General features: G+C 66.0%; 14 protein-coding genes. All 14 read left to right on the top strand.

The window, feature by feature from the left end; all coding sequences use genetic code 11:
• The first annotated feature begins 1 nt into the window (after window position 1).
• The 14 genes from ACWPWT_RS14115 (at window position 2) to ACWPWT_RS14050 (ending at window position 19,603) form a co-directional block, all read left to right on the top strand.
• Entirely contained in the window at window positions 2-4,117 is a 4,116-nt protein-coding gene (locus ACWPWT_RS14115) for a hypothetical protein (protein ID WP_454280202.1), read from the top strand.
• Entirely contained in the window at window positions 4,114-6,234 is a 2,121-nt protein-coding gene (locus tag ACWPWT_RS14110) for a hypothetical protein (protein WP_454280201.1), read from the top strand. The genes ACWPWT_RS14115 and ACWPWT_RS14110 overlap by 4 nt, the downstream gene beginning before the upstream one ends.
• On the top strand, window positions 6,234-6,815 hold the full coding sequence (locus ACWPWT_RS14105; protein WP_454280200.1) for a hypothetical protein: 582 nt from the start codon (window positions 6,234-6,236) through the stop codon (window positions 6,813-6,815). The genes ACWPWT_RS14110 and ACWPWT_RS14105 overlap by 1 nt, the downstream gene beginning before the upstream one ends.
• Window positions 6,812-9,460 carry a hypothetical protein gene (locus ACWPWT_RS14100; protein ID WP_454280199.1) on the top strand — a complete coding sequence of 883 codons (2,649 nt, stop codon included), beginning with the start codon at window positions 6,812-6,814 and terminating at the stop codon, window positions 9,458-9,460. Before ACWPWT_RS14105 ends, ACWPWT_RS14100 begins: the two co-directional genes overlap by 4 nt.
• Before the next feature lie 11 nt (window positions 9,461-9,471).
• A complete protein-coding gene (locus ACWPWT_RS14095; protein ID WP_454280198.1) occupies window positions 9,472-9,831 on the top strand; it encodes a hypothetical protein in 360 nt (119 codons plus the stop codon).
• Window positions 9,831-10,559 carry a hypothetical protein gene (locus tag ACWPWT_RS14090; protein ID WP_454280197.1) on the top strand — a complete coding sequence of 243 codons (729 nt, stop codon included), beginning with the start codon at window positions 9,831-9,833 and terminating at the stop codon, window positions 10,557-10,559. The genes ACWPWT_RS14095 and ACWPWT_RS14090 overlap by 1 nt, the downstream gene beginning before the upstream one ends.
• Window positions 10,560-10,609: 50 nt before the next feature.
• Window positions 10,610-11,191 carry a glycoside hydrolase family 108 protein gene (locus tag ACWPWT_RS14085; protein ID WP_454280196.1) on the top strand — a complete coding sequence of 194 codons (582 nt, stop codon included), beginning with the start codon at window positions 10,610-10,612 and terminating at the stop codon, window positions 11,189-11,191.
• Window positions 11,188-11,601, top strand: a complete 414-nt coding sequence (locus ACWPWT_RS14080; RefSeq protein ID WP_454280195.1) for a hypothetical protein — start codon at window positions 11,188-11,190, stop codon at window positions 11,599-11,601. Before ACWPWT_RS14085 ends, ACWPWT_RS14080 begins: the two co-directional genes overlap by 4 nt.
• Entirely contained in the window at window positions 11,598-11,981 is a 384-nt protein-coding gene (locus ACWPWT_RS14075) for a hypothetical protein (RefSeq protein WP_454280194.1), read from the top strand. Before ACWPWT_RS14080 ends, ACWPWT_RS14075 begins: the two co-directional genes overlap by 4 nt.
• 3 nt (window positions 11,982-11,984) lie before the next feature.
• Complete coding sequence (locus ACWPWT_RS14070) at window positions 11,985-12,173, top strand: hypothetical protein (protein WP_454280193.1); 189 nt, start codon at window positions 11,985-11,987, stop codon at window positions 12,171-12,173.
• 114 nt (window positions 12,174-12,287) lie between these two features.
• Entirely contained in the window at window positions 12,288-14,603 is a 2,316-nt protein-coding gene (locus ACWPWT_RS14065; protein ID WP_454280192.1) for a TonB-dependent receptor, read from the top strand.
• Between the two features lie 148 nt (window positions 14,604-14,751).
• Window positions 14,752-15,258 carry an RNA polymerase sigma factor gene (locus ACWPWT_RS14060; RefSeq protein WP_454280191.1) on the top strand — a complete coding sequence of 169 codons (507 nt, stop codon included), beginning with the start codon at window positions 14,752-14,754 and terminating at the stop codon, window positions 15,256-15,258.
• Window positions 15,251-16,255, top strand: coding sequence for a FecR family protein (locus tag ACWPWT_RS14055; RefSeq protein WP_454280190.1), 1,005 nt, complete (start codon window positions 15,251-15,253; stop codon window positions 16,253-16,255). The genes ACWPWT_RS14060 and ACWPWT_RS14055 overlap by 8 nt, the downstream gene beginning before the upstream one ends.
• A gap of 564 nt (window positions 16,256-16,819) precedes the next feature.
• Window positions 16,820-19,603, top strand: coding sequence for a TonB-dependent receptor (locus tag ACWPWT_RS14050; RefSeq protein ID WP_454280189.1), 2,784 nt, complete (start codon window positions 16,820-16,822; stop codon window positions 19,601-19,603).
• The last annotated feature ends 434 nt before the right edge of the window (window positions 19,604-20,037 follow it).

Here is a 20,037-nt window from a genome sequence, read left to right as displayed (position 1 = left end):
CATGACCCGTGACCTGATCGTATCCGTTCGTCTCAAGGCCGATGGCACCGGCCTGGTCGGGGCCGCCAGGGAAAGCGCCGCTGCCATCACCGGCATCGGCACGGCGGCCGGGGGTGCGGTGGTGCAGGCCCGAGCCCTTGTCGCCGCGATCGGCGAGGCCTCGCGCGCCGCCGGTGTCGGCACGGCGGGCCGCGAAGCGACCGCCGCGCTGGAGTCCACCGCGCGCGCCTCGGTCACGGCGGGGGGCTCGGCAAAACAGGCCGCCACCGCCATGGCGTCGCTGACCGACCAGTCGAAGAAGGCGGCGGGTGGCGCTGACGAACTGGTCGCCGCCGCCGGTCGCGTCGGGCGAGCCCATGCCGCCACCACCGCCAAAGCCGCCGAGGCGGCGCGCGCCGCGTCCGATCTGGCGAAGGCGGAACGCGATGCCGCGCGCGACGCGGTGACGGCGGCGGAAGCGCGGCTCGCCAGTGCGAAAGGTCGGGTCGAACTGACCCCGGACAACCCCACCATCACCCTGTCGCCGGGCGGCGGCAGCGCGCGCGCGGCGGGCGATGCCCAGGCGATCGCAGCGGCGACCGCCGATCTGGCCCAGGCGCGACAGCGCGCCCAGGCCGCCGAAGATGCCTATTCTCAATCCCTGCGCGACAGCACGACGGCATCCGCATCGGCCACCGCCGCCGTGTCGGCGCTGACGACGCAGTCCCAGGCCAGTGCCACCGACACCGGCCAGCTGGCCCAGGCGCTGGAGGCCACCAACAGTGCCTCGGGCTCCACCGCGCAGGCTGCCCAGGCGCTGGCCGACGCGTCCGGCACGGCGTCGGACGCGGCCCGTCAGCAGGCGACGGCGACCGATCAGGCGACCGAGGCCGCCGAGGGCTCGACCCGCGCGACCAACACCCAGAGCCAGGCGCGCGGTGCCGCCGCGCGTGAGGCGGCCGAGCTGGCGGCGGCCGAGGCGCGGCTGGCGAACGCCACGAACGAGACCGAGCGTGAGGAAGCCGCCGCCGCGATCGCCGCGATCAAGCTCGCACAGGCGCAACGGGAAGCGGCGCGCCGCACGGCGGAGGCGGAGGCGGAGTCGCGCCGCAATGCGTTCGCCGTCCGCAACATGGGCCAGCAGTTCGGCGACTTCGGTTTGCAGGCGATCACGACCGGCGACGTGGTGCGGTCCTTTACCCAGCAGATGGGCCAGATGGGCTATGCCATGTCGGAAATGTCCGGCCGGGCGGGCAAGGTCGGCGCATTCCTGACCGGCCCCTGGGGCATCGCGCTGACGGTCGGTGCCGCCGTCATCCTGCCGTTCATCGAAAACCTGTGGAAAGCCGAGGAAGCGCAGGAAGCCGTCAAGCTCGGCGCTGATGGCCTCGCCGAGGCGCAAAGCGCGCTCGGCCAGATGTTCGACCTGACCACCGGCAAGCTGAAGAAGCAGAACGAGCTCCTGATCCTCAACGCGCGCCTGACCGCGATCAATCACCGCGCCGAGGCGCTGGCCGCGCGCGAAAGCTCGCGCAAGACGTTCGAGCAGGCGGGGGAAATCTCCGTGCAGGATCGGGTGCGCGGCTATGGTACGGGCTTGCTCTCCAGTGCCACCGACCCCCTTGCCGCGATCAGAGGTGCACTCAACGGGTCCGAGCGCGGTTCGCAGAATGCCCGGAATTTGAGCGCTGTCGTTGCCGATCTGCAAGCTGGCAAGACGACGAACGTAGACGTTATGCGCGCCGCAGAGAAGTTTGATTTCACCGGCCTGAAGATCAGTAAGACGCAGTTCATTGAAGCGATCAGGGATCGCGTAGCTTCGGAAGCTAAAGAGCGTATTGCTGATCTAACGGACCAATCGCTGGATGATGGTGTCCTGGCGAAGGAACTGCGCCGGGACGCCAGGACCAGGAACCCCAAAAAGCCCAAGTCCACCGAAGCCCGCGATGAATTCGGACGCGATGCCGCCGCGCGGATCGCGGGCATCACCGATCAGTTCGACCGGACGCCACCCGCCGTGCGGCAGGCCAATGCCGCCATCCGCCAGCTCGACGACATCATGGACGATCTGGCGCGCAAGAAGCCGCCCGAGTTCAAGGCGCTCATCGCCCAGGCGCAGGAGGCCAAGGGCGTCGTGCGCGAAGGGTTGAACCGCCCCATCACCGATTTCGTCGAAAGCCAGCGCGACGCGTTCGCTGTGGGTCAGGAGATGCTCACCGGCCACCGCGACCAGGCCGAGGCGCTGCGCACCATCCAGCAACTGGAGCGCCAGCGCGGGCCCCTGACCGTCGAGCAGAAGGAGGCGATCCTCGCCGCCAACCAGGCGCTGACCGCGCAGGAACGCCAGCTGGAGCGCATGACCCAGCGCCAGCGCGTGTATCTGGCAGGCATCGCCGATATCCGCAGCCTGTTGACCGCGACCATCTCGGGCGAGTCGGGCATCGACAAGCTGCCCGAGCGGATCATGCAGAGCTTTGCGCGCGTGTCGTCGGAAAAGCTGGTCGATGACCTGTTCGGCGATCTGTTCCAGCAACTGGAGGATCAGGTCACCGGGACCAGCGTCGTCGAGGATGCCTCGACCCGCATGGCGCAGGCGGTGGACATCGTCACCGCGCGCACCGGGCAGGCCAGCGCCGCGCTCGACAGCCTGGCGCGCGCCGCCAGCGGTGCCGCCGGTGCCGTGCGGAACGGGCCGCAAGGGGGGCAGCCGGACGCGTCGCCGCCAGCGCAGCCGGAAGCCGGGACCAGCGGTGATTTCACCGTCACCGCGCACCGCCGTGGCACGCGTAGCCCGCAGGACCTGTTTTCCAGCGCGATCGGCGGCATCGCGACCAAGACCATCGGCCTTTTCACCAATCCCGAGACGGCGTCGCGGATCGGCCAGGGCCTGGGCAAATATGCGGGCAAGGGGCTCGCGGGGGCATTCGAGGGGCAGGCCGCGTCCTCGCTCGCCAGCCTCGTCGGCATCAAGACCAACGGCACGGGCTCGGCGATCGGCGGGGCGATCGGCGGCCTGACCGGCATTCCCGGCGCTGGTGCAGCACTCGGCCTGATCGGCGGGCTGGTGGGCAACCTGTTTTCCAAACCCAAATCGGGCAGCGCCACCATCACGTCGGTGGATAGTGCAGCGACGACGCGCGGGGCGTCGTCGGTCACCGAAAAGCTGTCGGGCACCGCCAAGTCCGTCCAGGACGGTATCCAGAAGATCGCCGACCAGCTCGGCGCGCAGACCGGCGCGTTCAACGTCTCGATCGGCAAGCGCGAGGATTATTTCCGCGTCGATGGATCGGGCAGCAACCGGGTGGATGCCAAGCATCCGGGCTCCGGCCTGCTCTATGACGGCAAGGATGAGGCGGTCGCGATCGAGATCGCGATCCGCGACGCGATCGCGGACGGCGCGGTGAAGGGCCTGTCCCCCGCCGTTGCAAAGGCGCTGCAATCCTCGACCTCGATCGACAAGGCGTTGGCCGAGGCATTGAAGGTCCAGAACCTCGAAAAGAGCCTGGGCGGGCTGACCGGCCAGCTCAAGAGCATCTTCGACAGCTTCGACCAGACCGCCGCCGAGCGGGTGCGGCTCGCCAAGACCTATGGGCTGGACCTGCTCCAGGTCGAAAAGCTCAATGCCGAGGAACGCGGCAAGCTGCTCGAAGATACGCTGAAGTCGCGGGTCGGCAGCCTGAAGGACCTGCTCACCAGCATGACGAGCGGAGACCTGTTCGAGGGCTCGGCGGTCGATCGGCGCAATAATCTGCTAAAGGATATCGCCGCCGCCCGCGCCGATGCCGAGGCGGGCAAGGACGGCGCGGCCGACAAGATGGCGGAACTATACCGTCAGTTGTTGTCCACCAGCAAGGAGGCGTTCGGCACCGGCGGCGACGAATATGCCAGCGACCGCAAGTCGGCCGCCGAGGCCGCGAAGGCGATCGTCGATCTGGAGACGAACCGCGTCAATTCCGCCGCCGGTGTCCAGGCCGCCCAGGTCAGCGCGATCGAGGCGGGCAATGCCCTGTCCGCGCAGATGGTGAAGGCCGCCGAGGCGCAGACAGCACTTCTCCAGGAACTGGTGGATCAGGGCCTGCGCACCAACGCGTCGCCCGTCACCCCCAATGTCGGCCTGGCCGCACGGGAGCCGCAATGAAGACGATCATCGTCGAGGCGCGGCCGAGCGACGCGAACGGGGCGGCTGTCGATATCCGGCTGGCCGGTGGCGGGCGGTCACACTATCTGTTCAAGGGGCTGTCCGACTGGCGCGCGGGCATCGTCAGCCTGCCGCGCGTCCAGGCGTCGCTCGGCTTCGGCAAGGATGGTTTCACCGGGGGTGCGGTAGCGCAGGTCAGCGCGATCGGCTTCTCGCCCGCCATGGCCTCGACCCGCGCGCTTATCGCCGGGCTGATCTGGAACGATGCCCCGATCACGGTATCGGTCAGCGACGATCGCGCCGCCGACCCCGGCTTTGCCGTTCGCCTGGTGGGCACGGTGGCGGGATATTCGGCCAGCGCCGGGCGCTTCACCTTCACCCTGTCCGACATGGCGGGCCGCCTCGGCGAGCCGCTGGTCACCGGCACCTTTGCGGGGACCGGCGGCATCGAGGGCGATGCGGCGGCCAAGGGCCGGGTCAAGCGGCGGAGCTGGGGCCGGTGCTGGAACGTGGAGGGCCGCGTCCTTCTCGCCGCCTGGAATATCTATGAGTTCGGCGATCCGGCCCGCCCGCTCGACGGCTTCGACGCGGTCAAGGACAAGGGGCGACCGGTCGCCATCGTCATGGTCCTGTGGGCGGGCTCGATCGCGGCGACGCTGGAGGCGCTGAAATCCGCCAAGGCCCCGGACGGGGGATGCGCCGTCGCACCCTCCATCGCGTGCGTAAAATTCTGGACCCAGCCGTCCACCCTGACCGCCGACCTTCGCGGTGAGCAGGGGGCGGGTTATGTCGATACCGTGCCTGGGATCGCAGCGGCGATATCGATCGCCGCCGATGGCCCGCCGGTCGATGCGCTGGCCGCGATCGTGGCGATCCGCCCCGACCCGGCGGGGCTTCATGCCGACGAGGCGAACGAAACCCCGGCGCAGATGCTCGACCGGTTGACCCTGCGCGCCTCGCTGACCTGGGCCGTCACCGCCGATCGGCGCATCGCGCTTCGCCCCATCGCCTTTGCCGACCCGGTGGAGACGGTGGTGTTCGAGGATGTCGAGCGGCGGGCGACCTATGCGCCGGTCGCCAACCTCAAGATCGGCTGGCAGAAGAACCACCGCATCCACAGCGATAGCGAGATCAGCGCCGCCGTTCTGGCGGGCGATGTCACCTTCCCCGACGGCCAGTCGCTCGCCGACTTGCAGCCTGCCCAGCCCGGCGCGGACAAGACCGCCGACCATCCCGAGGCATTCGTCCAGTGGACGGGCAGGCCAGCGGCCGATGTCGTCGCCGACCTTGCGCAGACCATCCTCAACGTCGCGGCCGAGATGATCGTCAACGGCACCTGGCGTGCGGAAACCGACAAAATCCTGTTCGTGGACGGCAAGCCCATCCGGCAGGTGATCGAGCAGGTCGCCGTGACCCAGGAAGGCCTCTCGCTGTTCGTCACGCAATTGCAGGAGGTCAATGCCAGCACCGGCACGGCCCGGTTCATGTTCGCGGCGAATGCCAACGGGGATGTCGTCGGCATCCAGGGCGTCGCGGGCGGCAAGATCAGCGGCCTTAGCTTTGTCGCCGGTAGGTATCAGTTCGTGGACCCGAACGGCGGCAACGCGATCAACGCGCTGGTCTATGACGAAGACGATGTGTGGCGCTTGCGCAAGGTCGAGGTGACCGAGATCAAGGCGGACACCGTCATCACCAAGCACCTGGTCACGTCTTCGATCAGCCAGACCCGCGTCGCCCCGGTCAGCGGCAACATCTCGATCGCCCGCAACGCCAGCGCCAACGTCGCGAGCGTATCGATGACCAAGCAGGAGCCGGACAGCGTCATGAAGGTGACGTTCTTCGGCATGTTCCAGTCCGACGACGATATCCAGATGACGTGCACGGTCGAGGTGGACGGGACCACCTCCTATCCGGCTGGCCGCATCAACAACGTGTTCGACAGCACGCAGAGCAAGGCCGAGTCGACCCTCACCCCGTTCGTCTACATCTCCGACCTTCCGGCGGGCGATCACACCTTCGTGTTCAAGGTCGTGAATCAGGAGGTCGATAACATCGCGCTGATCGTCAAGATGGGGTCGGCCATGGAAGTCCTCGAACAGAAAAGGCCGCTTCTCTGATGGCTGACCAGACACTCACCCCCCAGAACGTCGCGGACTTCATCGCGGTGTGGCAGGGCTGGAGCAACTCGGTAGACCAGTTCAATGCATGGATGATGGGCACCGCGACCGGCGGGCCGAACGGGGACGGTCGTTACCCGCTGACGAACCGGAGCAACGAGACGGCGCTGGTCATGTGCCCGGCCAAGCTGGCGACGCTCGTTCCGACCGGCCAGCCCTTCGACTGGCTGTTCGACTGCTACGGCGCTCGCGAGATGGTCCGGGTCGCCACCGGACTGTCGGGGCTTCGCGCGCCGCGTGTCCTGATCCTGTCGGACATCCGGGCGTTCGTGGACGTGGCCGACATGTCGCCATTGCAGTCCTACGGGATCAGGATGAACGTCCGGGTGGCGGGCACCTCGATCCTGTCCGCACCGCTGCGCATCCTGCCCGGCCAGCTATCGAGCAAGGCGGACGGCACGCCGCAACCGGTCATCGCGACCCCGCGCATCCCCGACGACGCGCTGGTCAGCATCGATGTCGAGGCGGAGGGCTCGGGCGCGCGCGGCCTGAAAGTCTATCTGAAGGGGTATTACGAATGATCCTCCAGAGCCGAAAGCCGCGCGTCATCCTGCGGGCGGACTTCCTGACCGGCGACTATCAGGCGAACAACGCCGCGTTCGCGTCCGCCATGGCGATGAAGGAGATCGAGATCGCGGGGCCGGGCGGGGTGTCGGCGGCATCGTCCGGCGCACTGTATATCGCCCCGGCCGGACAACCCCGGATCGTCCCCGGCCTCGGTTTCCTGCGCGAGCCTGCGGCCAAGAACCTGCTGTTCATGCGCAACGCCGCGCCGGTGTCGATCGAGGGGTGGACGCTGCTCAACAGCCGACCCAGCGGCGCGTCGGCCGCCCTTGTCGATGATACCGACAGCCTGCGATTTGCCCGCACGCCGGACGGCAGCGAGTACATCTTCTCGGCTCTGCTGGATGCCGGCGTCATGAACGGCAAGGTGGTCGAGTTCTACAATCCGAGCACGACGACCGACTTTGCCATTCCGTTCTTCAGCGCCGGGGCGGGCGCGCGGGTGGCGTCGAGCGTCTATGCCAAGTCCATCACCGGGGCCTGCTATCTGACCGTCACGGGCGGCGGCGGATCGACGGCCGACTATTTCGGCGGGCAATGGGCGCGGATCGGACGCGTGCACACCGCGACCACCAACGGCGGGCAGGGCCGCCTTGTGGTGCGGCCGGGCGGCCGGGTCCGCGTCATCCTGGCGCAAGTCGAGATGGAGGTGATCACCAGCCCGATCGTCACGGTCGGCCAGCCGGTCGCGCGCGGTGGCGACATATTGGAGGTGCGCGGGCGCAATCTGTTCGATCGACCGCATACGATCGTCATCGAGGCGGAGATCCAGCAGCAGAACAATATCGAGCGCACGTTTATGCAGCTGGGCAATCCGAACGGCGAGGTCATGACGGTGGCGCGCACCACCGACCATGCACTGACCGGCACGCAGTGGAACAGCCATAAGCGCCCGTGCCTTCCCCGGCTGTACGGGCCCGGCAAGGTCCGCATGGCCCACCGGGTCAGTACGCGCGGCCAGACGATCGCGGCAGCCGGGCTATGCGCCCATGCGCCGTTCCTGGAGCCGCCCGCCGGGCTGGACCGGCTGGCGGTCGGCGCGCGGCTGGACGGCACCTTGCCGATGTCGGGATGGGTACGCTCGATCGAGATCGTCGAAGAGGTCGGCGACGATGACCTTGAGGCGCTGACCGCCGACCGGAACGACGCCTTCCTGGCCGAGACGCGGCGTTATGTCAGCCCGACCGGCGATGACAGCAAGGACGGGCGGACCCCGGCGACCGCGTGGAAGACGCTCGCCAAGGCGGCGGACGGCACGCAGTTCTGGCCGGGTACGCATTTCTTTCTCGAACGCGGCGGCTCCTGGAACGAGACGCTCCTGCCCGGCAACCGCTGCACGTACCGCGCATACGGCTCCGGAGCCGCGCCCAGGGTCGGCATGGGCCAGCTCTTCGCGCTCGATGAGAACAGCGCCAGCGACTTCCGCGTCATGGGGCTGCACCTGACCGGCGCTCGGCAACGCGGCGTCAACAGCTATGGCGGCTACGGCATCATGCTGGTGGACTGCGAGGTGTCGGGCAACGGGTCGCGTACCGATGACAATTCGATCGGGATCGCGATACGCGGCAACACCCGCAAGGCCGAGGCGGCGCTGGGCGCGGTCCCGTCATCCGTCACCGTGCAGGCCTATGCGACCACCGAGACGGGGCTGACCGGCATCTTCCGCGTGGAATGCACGACAGGCGGCAGCGGATCGGCGACCCGGTGGCGGGTGCGGCGACCCGATGGGTCCCTGGTCACGGGCACGGCCAGCGGCGGGGTCGCATTCTCGGGCGGTGGCGTGTCCTTCACCCTGACCGGCACGGCGTCGGTCGGCGACGTGGTGGAAATCCGCAACAAGCCGTTCAGCGAGATCGCGCTGCCCACGACCGCCGTGGCCGAAGACGTGTGGATCGAGCGCTGCTACGTCCACGACAATATCGGCAAGGCGGCGGGCGATGCCGTCTACATCGAGGGCATCGGCGGCCTGGTCGCCGTCATCGGCTGCGACATTCCGCCGCCCGAGGGCGTCCAGGCCGACTGTATCCAGATCGGCCGGAACAGCGCGCTCTACGTCTCCAGCCCCGCCCATGCGATCGTGCGGGGCAACCGGGTCGCGGCTTTCACCGGGGGCGGCAAGGGCGCGATCGTGGTGCGGTCGGAAACCTGCCTGGTCGAAGGCAACCGGGTCCGGGGGCATAATTTCTGCATCGCGGTCATGGCGAGCGGGATCATCCGCTGGAATTACTGCGAGAACGCCGACCTCTACAATTATTCCTGGGGGATCGGGCCGGGCGAAGACAATGATGTCGTCAACCAGGAGATTTACGGCAACACCATCGTCGGCTGTCGGCGGGGCGTGTCCTTCTCGGGCAATGGCGGTTCGACCATGACCCTGGGCGGGCGCATCCCGCGCCTGCAATACCGATCCGGCATCGCCGTCTGGTCAAACGACATCCGCAATGCCGATGCGGGCGTTTTCATCGATCGGCCGACCGGCGGGCGCATCCAGTTCAACACCGCGCAGAACGTGAAGACGCTGCTCGATCGCCGGACCGACGCGCTGCCGCCAGGGCAAACCGAACTGCGCACGACGCTGGCCTTTGTCAGCGCCGCGACTTGAGAGGGTAATATATGGCTGTCGTCGAGGCGGGTTATGCCGCCCAGCTCAAATCCGCCCAGCGTGAGCTTCCGGTCGCGACGGCCGGGGCGGCGCGCTTTCCCAAGGGGCGCACGATCACGTCCGCGTCTCCCTTCGCCACCGAAGCCGGGGCGCGTGCCGAGGGCGATCGGCTGGCGGCGTTCTTCGGCTATCCGCTGGTCGAGGATGTCGCGGTGGTGCGCGGCGCGCGGGCTGATCTGCAAGGGCGTTGCATCGCTGCTGATTGCACCCGGCTCGACTACCGCCCCGGCGACCTCGTTTTCGTGATCGAGGCGCAGGAGCTGGACAACGACACGACCCAGTTGACCGTCCTGAAGCGCATGGTGGCCTGATGCTGTCGATCGTTCAACCTCTTGCCTTCACCCTCGACCAGGGCCGTTCGTCGGCGGGCACCGGCCTTGCCAATCTGGCGACGCCGTCGCCGCGCGAAGCCTTCGCCGCCAATGCCGCCGCCGCCACGATCGTCCTCGATCTGGGGCAGGCCAAGACGATCGATCGTGTCGTGCTGGGCTTCACCACCGCCGCCGAGACGGACGGCTTTTCCGTCGTGCCGGGGCTCGACGGGGCGGCGGTGCCCGGCACCTTCGCGCATAGCTATCGCCGTGCACCTGTCCTTCGCCACGGGCTTTGCGTGCTGCCCGCCCCCGTCGTCACCCGCTATGTCCAGTTGCGCGTCGCCGCCGCCGCGCCGATCAGCGCCGGTGTCGCGATCGTCGGCCAGGCGATGCGCTCGGCCTATGAATATGGTTCCGGTCGGCCGCTGGTCGATACCGGGCGGTCCGATCGGCTTTGGTCGGGTGGCTTCGGCGGCGAGCCCGGCGCGGTCGCCGGGGGCTATGCCTGGACGATGGTCGATCTGGCCGACACGCTGCGCGATCGTCTCTATGCGATGCAGCTCGACCTCGGTATCACCGGCGACTTCCTGGTGATCGAGGATGAGGACGCGACGCCCGGCTTGAATGAGCGTATCCATTGGGGGCGCTTCCCCAAGCTCGAAACCTTCGAACGCCAGTCGGACGGCACCTCCAAGCTGCCCATGGCGATCGGCGACTGGGCCTGATGCGCCAGCGCCCCCCAACCGGGCGCTGGCAAACCGCCTATCGGTGGGGCATGGTCATGCTATCCCCCTTCGAAGAGGCCGCCTCGCACACCCTCGGCATCGAGGGCGGCTATAGCGATCACCCGTCCGACCGGGGCGGCAAGACCCAGTGGGGCATCACCGAGGCCGTCGCCCGCGCCGATGGCTATACCGGGGCGATGGCCGATCTGCCCAAGGCGCGCGCGCTGTCGATCTACCGCCGCCTGTACTGGGATCGGATCGGCCTCGACTGGATCGCCGCCGTGGACCGCGACACCGCCGCCGAGCTGTTCGATACCGCCGTCAACATGGGCGTCGGCGTCGCGGTCACCTTCCTCCAGCGCGTATTGAACGCCTTGAATCGCCAGGGCCGCGACTATGCCGACCTGAAGGTGGACGGCAGCGCCGGACCCGCCACCGCTTCGGCGCTGCGTGCGCTGATCGCGCGCCGTGGTATCGTCGGGCGGAACGCTGTCCTCATCTATCTCAACGCGCTCCAGGGCGCGCGCTACGTCGAACTGGCGGAAGCGCGCGCCGCCAACGAAGACTTCATGCTGGGCTGGGTCCAGCGCGTCGTCTTCACCCTGCCCACGACTATCAGGAAGGCCGCATGACCCCGTCGCTTCGTGACAATGGTTCCCCCTCACCGATCGAGGCCGGAACCCATGACCCGGCGGGCCTGCCCCCGCCGATCCCGTTCGACCAGGCCACGGCGGAAGGCCTTCGCCTGGCGGGCACCACGTCCATCGATGCGCTCGACCTCGGGCCCGATGCTCCCGCCTGGATGACCGCCCTCGCCCGCTCGATCCGTCCGCTTTGCGTCGGTGCGTTGATGGCAATCCCCACCGCCGGTGCCGCGTCGGTCGGGCTGGTCGCGATGGTGTCGCCCCGCGCCGCCGCCGCCATGGTCGCCGCCTCGACCGCGTTCCTCGCTGGCATCCCGACCGATATCGTCCTGTTGATCGGGACGCTGGCGTCCGGATACGGCCTTGCCAAGTCCATCGAAAAGGTCCGGGCCAAGTGAAGACCGAGATGGGAATGGCACTCGCGACGAGGCCGATAGCGCTGGCGACGGTGCCGCTGGCGCTGCTCGCGATCGTACTGGCGGTCGCGCTCATCCTGCCCGGCTGCACGACGATGCGCAGCGATCAGCGACTGGCCGAGCAGGCCGCGCTATCGGTCGAACTCGCCTATCAGGCGGCGGCGATCGGGACGCTGGCCGCGTTGCAGACGGACCGGTATGACGTGGAGCAACGCCGCTGCATCGGGAAGCTCGATGACCGCGCCTATACCGCCGTCAGGGTGGCGAGGTCGGCTTATGACCGGCGGGACAGCGCCGTCGCCGACGACGTGGCGCTGGCGCGCAAGGCCGTGACGATGCTGCTCGAACGGGAAGGATGCTGACCCATGGACCTCGCCACCATCATCAGGGCCATCGAGATCGTCGGCGCGGCAACGCCCGCTGCAATCCGGTTGTACGAGGGTTTCAAGGTGCTTGTCAGCGACGCCGATCGGGCCGAGTTGCAGGCCATATTGGGCCAGGCCATCGCCCAGAGCGACCGGCTCCACGATCAGGTCCAGGCCGCGACACGGTGAATTATTGGCCGTCGCGACGGAATTAATGGCCGGATTTAATGACCGCTTACAGGCGGCGGAAAGCGGCGCTCCGGGGAATTAATGCTCGTTTTCGCTAATTAATGCTCGAAATTTTTGCTCGGCTACATCGACTTCAACCTGTTCGCCGCCGAACTGTTCAACCATGTCGATGTCGAGAAGTCCTACCAGGCACAGCAGACCGAGGGCGGCCTGGCGGGCACGGTCGGCCTCTTCACCGCGCGTCCCTTCGACTATAAGGGCAGCAAGATCGCCTTGTCGGCGCAGGGCGGCACCAATTCGCTGACCCGCGATTTCCAGCCGCGCCTGACCGGCCTGATCTCCAAAAACTGGGGCAATTTCGGCATTCTGGTCTCGGGCGCCTATAGCCGCCGCAACACGCGCGAAGAGGGCTTCGACACCTATCGCTGGCGCCGCAACAAGGCCAATGGAAGCGACATTTCCCGCCTGACCGCCGCCGAGCAGGCCAAAATCAACTCGGGCGACCTCCTGTTCGCACGCGGCAACCGCCTGTCGGTATGGGACAGCAAGCAGGAGCGGATCGGCCTCACCTCCTCGATCCAATGGGCGCCGACCGATAAGGTCCATGTGACGCTGGACGGCCTGTACGGCCGGTTCAAGGGCGACCGGTTCGAGACCCACCTCGCCTCGCGCGGCGGCGGCAGCTCGACCTGGCTGGGCGGCGGCGAGACCTTTGCGGGCACTGTCTATCCCAATTCGCGGGTCAACGCGATCCAGTGGAACGACCGGAACGAGGTGACCTATCTCGACGTGTCGGGCGGCAAGGCATCGACCGAAACACGGATCCAGAACACCAAGAACGTCTTCAAGCAATTGGTCCTGTCGGGCGACGCGGAGCTGGTCGACGGGCTGACCTTCCACTGGCTGGGCGGCGTCGAACGGTCGCGCTACGATATGCCGGTCAATGACAAGTTCACGCTCGAAGGGTTCGGCGATGTCATCTCCGACTATCGCGGCGGCACCTATTCGCTGGTCAACACGTACAAGTTCAATCCGGCCGACGCCAATTTCTGGCACGCCAAGCGGCTCTATGTGAACAACACCTTCCAGGATTCGGCGTTCGACAATGTGAAGGGCCGCTTCGAGTACAAGGTCACCCCCGACGACACGATCAGCGTCGGCGGCGAATGGCGGCGTTTCGGCAATAGCGGCTATTATGCCGAACAGGACAATATCCTGACCAGCGGCTTCGTCTCGGGCAAGGTCAATGCCAACCCCACTGCCTATGCGCAGACCTATACCGGCTATAGCGGGCAGGACTGGACGATCGTCGACTTCCCCAAGATGCTCCAGACGCTGGGTATCGACCGGTCGCAATATCTGACCAAGCGGCTCGGCGTGTTCGCGGTCGAGGAGCGCACCGGCGCGGCGTTCGCGCAATATGACTGGAACCATATCCTGGGCGGCATTCCGTTCCGCGGCAATATCGGCGCGCGCTATTACCGGACGACCGTCACTTCGGACGGCGTGGCCAGTGTCGGCCCGATCACCGTGCGCGGCGAATATCAGGGCGTGCTTCCCGCCGCGAACCTGATCTTCGAGCTCGATCCCGGCCTGATGCTGCGCTTCGCCGCATCGAAGAACATCAACCGGCCCGCGCTCGGTGCGCTGGCGGTCAACGGTTCGGTCAGCAACGACAATGGCAATATCACCGTGTCGATCGGCAACCCGAATCTGCGCCCCTACAAGTCGACCGATTTCGACATTTCGTCCGAATATTATTTCGGCTCGGTCGGCTATGTCGCCGCCGCCATGTTCTACAAGACGTTGGACGGCTATATCTCGACCCAGACGGTCAACAACGTGCCCTATTCGCAGACGGGCCTGCCCGACAATCTATATCCCGGCGTGACGGGCGCGACTTTGGTCGACAGCTATTCCCGCCCCGTGAATCTGCTCAAGACCAATTTGTTCGGGATCGAACTGTCGGGGCAGACCGACTTCAAATTCCTGCCCGCCCCCTTCGACCGGCTGGGGACGGCGGTGAACTTCACCTATGTCGACTCGCGGCTCGATTACTCCAAAATCTATACGGGCAGCATCGCAACGACGCTGGAGGGGTTGAGCAAGTATAACGCCAACGCCACCCTTTATTATCAGGACAAGGCGTTCGACGCGCGCATTTCCGCCAATTACCGCAGCGGCTGGATTCTCAGCGCCTCGCCGGTACTCACGTCGCTCGGCCCCGACCAGGACGTGACCGGATTCGAGGGGACCGTCTATGTCGATATGTCGGCGCACTATACGGTCAGCGATCACGTCCAGCTGACGCTGAACGGCATCAACCTGACCAACCAGCGTGAGCGGCAATATTCGAACAGCACCAAGCGTCTCTATGTCGTCACCCGTTCGGGCGCGACGGTGCTGGGCGGCATCCGGCTGACCTTCTGACCATGCCATGACCTTCGGCCTTGATACCCGGCATGTTCGGGGTATCAGCCGATCACCCGCGCCGCTCCGTCACGGGGGCGGCGCGGTTCTTTTTCGACAAGGATTGTCCCCGGATGCGGCGCCACCGGCTCTTCCTGGATAAGGCCGAATGAACAGCCCCCTCGCCTGGGCGGTGGAGGGGCGCGACCGCCTGTTGACCTATGTCCGCAGGCGCATTCGCGAGCCCGAGCAGGCGGAGGATGTGGTGCAGGAATCGATCATGCGCGTGATCGAGCAGGAGCGGAAACAGGTGATCGAACAGCCGCTCGCCTATGCCTTTCGCGTCGCCGATTCGGTAATCTACAATCGCGGGCGACGCGGCGCAGCGGATCATGCGCCGGTCGATCCGGAACTGGCCTGCGCCCTGCCGCTGGCGGACGAAGTGCTCGACTATCGCCAGCGTTTCGAGCGGTTCCGTACCGCCCTGTCGCGCCTGCCCGCGCAACGCCGCGCGGTCTTTGTCGAACGCCATCTGGAGGGCAAGTCGCGCCAGCAGATCGCCGACGACATGAACATCAGCATCGAGGCGGTGAAGAAGCATCTGGTCCGCGCGATGATCGATCTGGACGGCTGCATCGACGATCTGCCGATACGCGGAGGCCGTCTGCATGACTGATCGCGACGCGATGCTGGAGCAGGCCGCCGACTGGGCCGACCATCTGGATGCCCTGTCGCCCGAGGCCCGAGGCGAACTTCACGCATGGCTGAACCGCTCGCCAGACCATCGCGCGGCCCTGGCGCGAATGGTCCGGCTGCTGGGCGATCCGGCGCTGTTCGACACGGTCGAGCACTGGACTCGACAGACGGTGCCTTCCCCTGCTCCGCCCCATGTCCATCCGCGCCATCGGCCACGGCGTTGGGGCGTCCTTGAGCGCCCCGGGGCCCGGCGGCGGGCCGTCGCTATTGCCGCCGCGCTGGCGGCCGTGATCGCCGCACCGCTGATCTGGCATGTCGCAGCTTCCGACGACGCCCCGGTCGAGCGCATCTATGCCTCCGCCACCGGACAGCAGAGGCAGGTGACGCTTCCCGATGGGTCGGACATGACGCTGGATGCATCCTCGCGCATCGCCATCGCCTTTTCGGATGGGAAACGCGACCTGACGCTGGAGCAGGGTGCGGCACGGTTCGAGGTTCGCCATGATGCCGCCCGCCCCTTCTCGGTCTCGACGCCCGAGGGCCAGATGGTCGCGCTCGGCACCAATTTCAGCGTCGATCGCGGCGCGGAGCATAGCGAATTGCGCGTGTTCCGGGGCCGGGTCCGCCTGACGGTAGCGGGCCAGCCGGCGGTCGTCGTGACCGGCGGCCACTGGGCGGAGGCGGGCGCTGGGCGGATCGTCGTCCACGCTTTCGACACCGCCCGCTATCAGGGATGGCAGGATCGCTGGCTGACCGGCGACCGGATCAGGCTGGGCGATGCCGTCACCCGGCTAAGCCGGTACAGCGCGCGCCCCATCATCCTGTCCGACCCGGCACTCGCGGATCAGACGTTCAACGGACGCTTCCGGCTGGACAGAACGGTCGAGAGCCTGACGCTGATCGGCGCGTTGTTCGATCTCTCAGTGAAGGATGACGGCAAAGCCCTTCACCTGACGGGGATGTCGTCTCGGCACTGACGCAACTGCCCAACGTCGAACAGGTCAATTGGCCCAACCAATCCGAGTGATACCAATCGAGACTCAGCCGCTCCATTGACCACCCAAGTGCAGTGCGTGCGCCCGAGACAAGCATAAAAACAAGCTCATCAAACGCCTTCGCACCACCATGACAATAATTTCACGATGATAACTAATTGTTTCAAAGAGGTTATTTTCGAATTCGTTTCGTCCTGACCAGTTTTCGCGCGAAACGGATTGCCTTCCCGTTGACAGGCATGACCATTCCATGCCACCGATAAGACCATAAGATTACAACACCGTGATGCAGGAAGAAATTTTCGGTCCTTTCGGGTGATCCGTCGCACATGACTCATAGGTCGGGCGGCGGGCGCGACGATGGACTTCGGAAGGGTCTGCGCTCCGACGCAAGAGATGGGACGGTCGAGACCGGTCCGTGAACGACACCTCGTTCCGGCCGATGACGCCCTCTGTCCTCCTGACGGTCGCCATGCCCCTTCCGGCACAGTCTCGGGGAAGCCCGGCGCGATGAGCCCGCGCCAGGATCAGAGGGAGGGAATGAGCATGACTATGTCACCGCGCAAGGACGTGTCGCGTCTGGGTCGCAAGCGGCTGCTTCAGACCACAGCGTTCAGCGCAGCCTGGATGACTTCGGCCATGATCGCCGCACCGGGCTGGGCACAGACGGCCACCACCGGCACGGCAGGGGCAAGCGTCGCCGTCGCAGTCGATACCGGGCAGGCGACGCCACAAGCCGATACCGCCGGGGATGCCAGCCAGAACGAGATCACCGTCACCGGCTATCGCCAGAGCATCGCCTCCGCCCTCGCCGCCAAGCGCAACGACATCCGCATCACCGACGGCATCTCGTCGGAGGATATCGGCAAATTCCCCGCCCAGAACGTAACCGAGGCGATCCAGCGTATCGCGGGCGTCCAGATGTCGAACATCAACGGACGCGGCTCGACGATCAGCATCCGTGGCCTGGGCCCGCAATATGCGCGCACCACGATCAACGGCCAGACCTTCGCCAGCGCCGACTTCAAGGACGGCTTCCGCTACGACATCATCCAAACCGATCTGGCCAGCGCGATCCAGGTCATCAAGTCGCCCACTGCCGACATGGATACGGGCGGACTGGCGGGCACGGTCAACATCGATACGGTCAAGCCGCTCGCCTATAAGGGCCCTAGCTTCGTCGCGGGGGTGAAGGGCTATTATTCCGACTTTCGCGGCGACGTCACGCCCAAGGTCAACGCCGCCTATATCAAGCGGTTCGCGAACGACACGATCGGCGTCATGCTGGACGTCGGCTATCAGAAGCTGAAGGATCGCGGCGACTATCTGTTCATCAAGAACTGGTATCAGCCGGGCGCCGTGGCGGGCGCGTCAGACGTGCAGGTGCCGGGCAATCTGCGCTATCGCCGGATCGACCGCGACACCGAACAGCTAATGGGCAGCGGCGCGATCCAATGGAAGCCGCAGGACAATTTCGAGGTGCTGCTCCAGGGCGAATATTCGCGTGACCATACCCGTTACGACACCCGCCAGATGGTCTTCGGCCGCTGGGCCGCCTCGGCGGTGAAGGTCAACAGCTCGGCCAACGGCGTCGCGAACAACATCTCGATCAGCAATTTCAACGTCGACAACAACGACCAGCCCGAACTGCGCAAGCTCCAGACCCAGGCCTATACCGGCACGGTCAACTGGAGCCCGACCGACACCACCCATATCCGCGCGATCGGCCATTATACCCAGGGCGATGCCAAGCTGTACGAATGGGCGACCATCGACGAGGTGCGCTTCGCGAATGGCGGCACGCTCGACATTTCCGATCCGTTCAACGTCAAGTGGAACACCGCCAGCCTGACCGACGGCTCGATCTACACTATGGCGAACCGCACCTGGTATGCCTTCGTCGACGGCGCGACGCATATCCAGTCGGCCCGCGACCGCGCGATCCAGACCGATCTGACCCAGGATCTCGACTGGCACGGGATCAAGGCGCTGGTGTTCGGCGCGAAATATCATCACGAAAGCTTCGACACCAAGGCGTATCGCCACGACCGCGACGCCGATGTCAGCGATCCCGTCACCTACCCCGAATATGCGTGGATTCCGGACCTGTCGAAGACGGGCGTGCTGGTGAACAACTTCCTGAACGGGTCGATGTCGATCCCGCACAGCTTCCTGTCGGTCAATGCGCCGCTGTGGCAGCAGATCCTGCGCGACAAGGGGATCAGCGTGCCCGACACGCCCGACTGGCCCAATACCTACAAGGTCGATCGCTATATCCCGGCGGTCTATGCGATGGCCAATATCGACGGCACGCTGTTCGACCTGCCGGTGCGCGGCAATGTCGGCGTGCGATACGAACATACGCACCAGAACGTCACCAGCAGCCTGACCAACGGCACCGGCAGCGACGCGACGCTGCTCGGCCAACAGCATGTGGTGCAGGATTATGGCAATGTCCTGCCCAGCGCCAGCTTCGCGCTGGACCTGACGCCGCGCCTGGTCGCACGCATCGCCGCGGCCAAGGTGCTGGTCCGCCCGCTGCTCAACAGCCAGACGCAGATGGCCGACACCATCACCCGCGTCACCACCAGCCTGCGACCCAGCGTCTCGGTGGCGCAAGGGGAAAGCCGGTTGAAGCCGCTGACCGCCAACCAGTTGGACCTCAGCCTCGAATTCTACCACGGCAAGGGCAACTCGATCAGCGTCGCGGGCTTCTACAAGGCGGTGAAGAACGGCACCTTCACGCAATTCTACTGCCCGTCCTCCTATGACGGCGTGGCGCTGAACGGCGTGGTCAGCGACTGCCAGTCGGCGGATTTGAAGACCGATTACAGCTTCAGCCGGGTGCTGAACGACGACCGCGTCATCCATATCAAGGGCCTGGAATTCTCCGCCTCGGAGAATTTCGACATGATCCTGCCCGTGAAGGGGTTCGGCGCGGTCGGCAACGTGACGGTGGTCGACACCGATGCGAGCGCGATCGGCACCGGCTTCAACCTGCGCGATCTGTCCAAGCTGACCTGGAACCTGACGCCGTACTGGGAAAACGAGATGTTCAGCGTCCGCCTGTCGGTCAATCACCGCAGTTCCTATGTCCAGGATGCGGCGTCGAGCTTCTTCGTCAATGGCGGCCTGACCCATGTGGTGCGCCCGCGCACCCAGATGGATCTGGCGCTCGGTTTCACCCCGGCCAGCTATCTCAGCTTCACGGGCGGCATCATCAACCTGAACAACACCCATGAAGACGCCTACCAGACCAACGCCGATACCTTCCAGCTCGCGAGCCGGACGGGTCGCACCTTCTATTTGTCGGCCTCGACACGCTTCTGACCTCCCCCACGCAAGGGCGGATCGCCATGTGTCGATCCGCCCACCTTTTCCTATCGAAAGCCGCCGGAAGGCGGCGTTTTCGTATCGACCCGTCCGCTAACCAGATGATTTTCATGGCCTTTCCAGCGTGCGATTCCCCGCCGACATTTTTGACCAATTGCCGCTTCGCAGCCGTTGACAGGTCAGACCACTTCATGTCACCAATAAGACCATAACATAACATAATCGCGATGCAGGAAGACGTTTTCGATCCATCGGCGGCGCCGGGACGACTCTGAAAAGGAGCGCTGGCCGTGTCGATGATCGGAGAAAAGTGACGCGGTTCGACGCAGCATAGAGTCCGGTTCGGTGGGCTTGGGCACGGCTTGGCCGTCCCGGCCGACGATGGTCGCTGGCCTGCATCGGATGCGCGTCGCTCGACCGGGGCATCGCCC

Source organism: Sphingomonas sp. Marseille-Q8236 (assembly GCF_965112005.1).
Note: the sequence above shows the minus strand (reverse complement) of the source record. Positions and strands in the feature narration are given on the sequence as shown.

Bases quoted from the DNA above. Each gene is read 5' to 3' on its own strand.
- ACWPWT_RS14115 (WP_454280202.1), top strand. From the start codon at position 2: ATGACCCGTGACCTGATCGTATCCGTTCGTCTCAAGGCCGATGGCACC.
- ACWPWT_RS14110 (WP_454280201.1), top strand. From the start codon at position 4,114: ATGAAGACGATCATCGTCGAGGCGCGGCCGAGCGACGCGAACGGGGCG.
- ACWPWT_RS14105 (WP_454280200.1), top strand. From the start codon at position 6,234: ATGGCTGACCAGACACTCACCCCCCAGAACGTCGCGGACTTCATCGCG.
- ACWPWT_RS14100 (WP_454280199.1), top strand. From the start codon at position 6,812: ATGATCCTCCAGAGCCGAAAGCCGCGCGTCATCCTGCGGGCGGACTTC.
- ACWPWT_RS14095 (WP_454280198.1), top strand. From the start codon at position 9,472: ATGGCTGTCGTCGAGGCGGGTTATGCCGCCCAGCTCAAATCCGCCCAG.
- ACWPWT_RS14090 (WP_454280197.1), top strand. From the start codon at position 9,831: ATGCTGTCGATCGTTCAACCTCTTGCCTTCACCCTCGACCAGGGCCGT.
- ACWPWT_RS14085 (WP_454280196.1), top strand. From the start codon at position 10,610: ATGGTCATGCTATCCCCCTTCGAAGAGGCCGCCTCGCACACCCTCGGC.
- ACWPWT_RS14080 (WP_454280195.1), top strand. From the start codon at position 11,188: ATGACCCCGTCGCTTCGTGACAATGGTTCCCCCTCACCGATCGAGGCC.
- ACWPWT_RS14070 (WP_454280193.1), top strand. From the start codon at position 11,985: ATGGACCTCGCCACCATCATCAGGGCCATCGAGATCGTCGGCGCGGCA.
- ACWPWT_RS14060 (WP_454280191.1), top strand. From the start codon at position 14,752: ATGAACAGCCCCCTCGCCTGGGCGGTGGAGGGGCGCGACCGCCTGTTG.
- ACWPWT_RS14055 (WP_454280190.1), top strand. From the start codon at position 15,251: ATGACTGATCGCGACGCGATGCTGGAGCAGGCCGCCGACTGGGCCGAC.
- ACWPWT_RS14050 (WP_454280189.1), top strand. From the start codon at position 16,820: ATGACTATGTCACCGCGCAAGGACGTGTCGCGTCTGGGTCGCAAGCGG.